Genomic DNA, 3,621 nt, shown 5'->3' on the forward strand with positions numbered 1-3,621 from the left:
GCGACCAGTTCTTCGGGGTCCATGTCTTTTAACAGGTAGCCCTGGGCACCATTGCGCAGAGATTCCACCAGGTCGTTTTCATCTGTGCTGGTGGTTAACATGGTAATGGGTACTTTAACGCCCTGTGCCCGCAGCTTTTTTAACACCAGCAGTCCATCCATGTCCGGCATGCGCATATCCAGCAAAATGACTTCCGGTTCATGCTGGCCAGCGATTTCCAGGCCTTCCTGACCGGTACTGGCGGCTGCCACAACGTCAATATCACTGCGTTCCAACAGCCCTTTCAGGCCTAATCGGAACAGTGTGTGGTCATCTATGAGCAGAACTTTCATTTTATCAACTTTAGCATGTATCTATGGTTAAAATTGTTTCACTTCACCGTAATTTGCTGGCGTTTGTACTTTCCCGCTGGTGATGGGGAAATCCAGCTCAATTCGTGTTCCCTCGCCGGGTTCAGATTCGATACTTAATATACCATTAATACGACGAGCTCGTTCTTCCATTATGGTCAAACCGACGTGTTCCCCGGGTTGCCCCATGGTTTCGCGGTTTTCGATGCCCACACCGTCATCTTCAATGAGTACATGGTAGTGATCGTCGGTTGATTGTCGAATGAGCACCCTGACATTATTGGCCTGGCTGTGTTTTCGGGCATTGGCCAGAGATTCCTGAATTATGTGTAAAACCTGAACTTCCTGAATGGGAGGTAATTGCAGGTCGGGGCACTGATTCTGGAAAAAAACGGCGATGCCGCTTTCATTCTTAAATCGCTCAATCAAGGCTTCGGTCGCCGGAATCAGGCCGCGCTCGTCCATGTGAACCCTGAAATGGGCTAACAGTTCCCTGAGTTCGTTGTTGGCTTCATCCAGGCCATGTTTTAACTGCTCGGCTTCTGCTTTTGCGGTGGAACTACCTGAGTCCCGCAAGGTTTTTTCCAGTAAATTGACCTGGAATCGCAGGCTGGCCAGAGTTTGGGCCAGGGAATCATGAAGCTCATGTGCCAGCATGGTACGTTCTTGCATCAGATGAAGCCGCTTGGATTCATTATCCAGGCGTGCGGTTTCCATGGCCAGGCTAAGGTGCTGGCCGATGTTGGTCAGGATATTATTCAGCTCAGGTTCCTGGTCGATGTTAATTTGTGGCATAAACAGGTGATAAATACCGAGAGTGCGATTTTGATATTGCAGGGGCAGGACAATAACGCTGGCATCTTCGGGTAGTTGCATTGATTTGCTTAACAGGTTTCCACACAGTGAATGACTCACGTCGCAATGAATCACACTGTTTGAAAAGTCCTGGGCGCAAAGGCAGCGTTCGATAGGCACGCTTTGCTCCTGTTCAACCATTTCATCAATACCAATAGATCCAATGACACGAAATTTATTATCGTCGGTTAGTATTCTAACCGTTGCAGCGCTGGCCTTTACGACGTTGAATAAAGTGAACAGGTAATTCTGTAACAGTTCTTCAATATCATGGGCGCTATTACTGGTAGCCGCTACCTCGTAAAGTATTTCCAGGGTTTTTGATTTTTCTTCCAGACGCCGGGTTTGTTCCCTGACCTTATCATCCATTTCCAGGCTTAACGAATAGAAGGAATCCCCCAGATCATTAATGGCAATGGCCAACTTAAAAAACTCGCCCTGGTCGGGCAGGGGGATCCTGGCAGTCAGATCGCCATCCTGCATGGCGTAAGCCCATTTACGCATTTGCACCAGGGGTTGCAGCAGGTTTTTCTTAATACGGCGGTGGCTGATAAGCACCAGGTAAGCACCAAGCATGATTAATAAAATATCAGCGGCAATGACCCCAATTTTGAATTCGGGATAGACCAGTAACAGAGAATTGCAGGCAAATAACGCAAACATGGTCATCGCGATTGCCACGAGTGGCAATACGAGTTCACCTTCAAAAAATCCGGTCGACTTGCGTATCCTGCGGGGCTTGGGCTGGTCAGGGCTCATTGATTAGTAACACTACCTGCTATGTCAGCTTTAAAGAAACTCCTTAAGTTTAACAGAATTTTATTGGATAACGGGAGCGGGTGGCGCTGGATTGCCGGGAATTAGATCCTGTTCAGAGGCGTCGTCCTGACACCATGATCTGGTATGAGTGGATTAGCAGGCGATTCTTAGGCGCAATGGTTAGCAGCTTATTCCTTGGGTGGCTTATGGGCCGGATCGTTTGGATTCTGGAAGATAAAATTATGCTCTCCCGTTTCTAACTCAACATAATCAATGTGCATGCCATGAACCAGGTCAACACTGCTGGGTGCCACGACAATATCAATGCCTTCGGATGTGTTTCGCTGATCTTCTTCTCGTGCTTCATCGAAACCCATGCCATAATCTAGGGCTTCATCGGGTGTCACCCTGGCGGCTATTCTGAGGCACATACCTTCAGAATTGCTTTCTTTTGCGGATTTTAAAATTTGTTCTGCTGCTGCCGGTGATACGGTTATCATAATAAATATCCTTAAGAATCTGCTTTGCTAGTGCTCAGTTTGCATTGTTGAACGAAGTGAAGGAAGCGTTGTACCCAGTGGTTTTGCCTGACATCGCGTAAATGCGCATAACAACCGAGTACGTTTTTGTGAATGATGCCATCGTGGCTGCCGTCGATTCCTGTGCCGCGCAACACCTCGTAGGCGTATTTTACCGTGTCACAGTTTTCCAGACTAGAGTAATGGAACTCGTGGGCGGCAATCTCGTTAGCTTGCCTGTCTGATTGCGCCGCTGGCCATGGGTGTTGCCGGGTTTCCTGGATTTTTACATAACCTCGGCCCATTGGCCTGGCGTGCATAACAGTATCCGCCGGGATTGCACCGACCATTTCACACTTTTGGTCTTTCCATGACAGGCTACGCGTGAGGTACATTAGGCCACCACATTCCGCGTAGACGGGCAGTCCAGCATCGATCGCTTTGTAAATTGACCGACGCATGGATGCATTGTTTTCCAGTGCTGCCATTTGGGTTTCCGGAAAACCGCCGCCTATAAACAGGCCATCAATGTCAGGCAATGAACTATCATTGAGTGTGTCAATATAAATCAGTTCAGCACCTGCTTGATTAAAAGCATCGAGGTCACCGGGATAATAAAAGCCAAAAGCAGCATCTTTGGCAATGCCAATACGGCAGGGGGTATCAAGCTTAAATGATGCGGTTGCTTGCGGCAGGTCTGGTAACTCTGGAGTTATAGCCTTATTGGCAATCTGGATTAATGATTCCAGGTCGACCTGGTCGGCAATACGTTCACCGACTGATTCAATGCGTTGTTGTGCCTGATCCATTTCGTTGCTGGGAACGAGGCCTAAATGGCGCTCCACAATTTCCAGTTCCGGATCACGATGCACTGCACCGATAACCGGCACATCCGTATAGTGGTCAATGACAGTTCGAAGTTTAGATTCATGACGGCTACCACCCAACTGGTTGAGAATAACCCCGGCGATGTTTAACTTTGGTTCGAAGGCCTGGTAGCCTAATATCAGTGGTGCAATACCACGCGTCATTCCGCGCGCGTCAATAACGAGTATCACGGGTGCATTTAACAAGGTTGCGAGTGCCGCATTACTATTACTGCCGTCGAGATCCAGTCCATCATATAAGCCCTTGTTGCC

4 protein-coding genes are annotated in these 3,621 nt (G+C 48.4%); all 4 read right to left on the bottom strand.

The window, feature by feature from the left end; all coding sequences use genetic code 11:
- Positions 1 to 332, bottom strand: a 332-nt coding sequence (locus ACWVCM_RS02425) for a response regulator (protein ID WP_455200111.1), incomplete at its 3' end; no start/stop codon positions are given.
- Positions 333 to 359: 27 nt separating this feature from the next.
- Positions 360 to 1,964 carry an ATP-binding protein gene (locus ACWVCM_RS02430; protein WP_455200112.1) on the bottom strand — a complete coding sequence of 535 codons (1,605 nt, stop codon included), beginning with the start codon at positions 1,962 to 1,964 and terminating at the stop codon, positions 360 to 362.
- 188 nt (positions 1,965 to 2,152) lie between these two features.
- On the bottom strand, positions 2,153 to 2,464 hold the full coding sequence (locus ACWVCM_RS02435) for a HesB/IscA family protein (protein ID WP_455200113.1): 312 nt from the start codon (positions 2,462 to 2,464) through the stop codon (positions 2,153 to 2,155).
- 11 nt (positions 2,465 to 2,475) lie between these two features.
- Positions 2,476 to 3,621, bottom strand: a 1,146-nt coding sequence (locus tag ACWVCM_RS02440) for a cobyrinate a,c-diamide synthase (RefSeq protein WP_455200114.1), incomplete at its 5' end; no start/stop codon positions are given.

It is taken from the genome of Kaarinaea lacus, assembly GCF_975902315.1.

What these genes read in the sequence shown, in the direction of transcription:
- ACWVCM_RS02435 (WP_455200113.1), bottom strand. Translation starts at nt 2,464, where the DNA reads ATGATAACCGTATCACCGGCAGCAGCAGAACAAATTTTAAAATCCGCA.
- ACWVCM_RS02430 (WP_455200112.1), bottom strand. Translation starts at nt 1,964, where the DNA reads ATGAGCCCTGACCAGCCCAAGCCCCGCAGGATACGCAAGTCGACCGGA.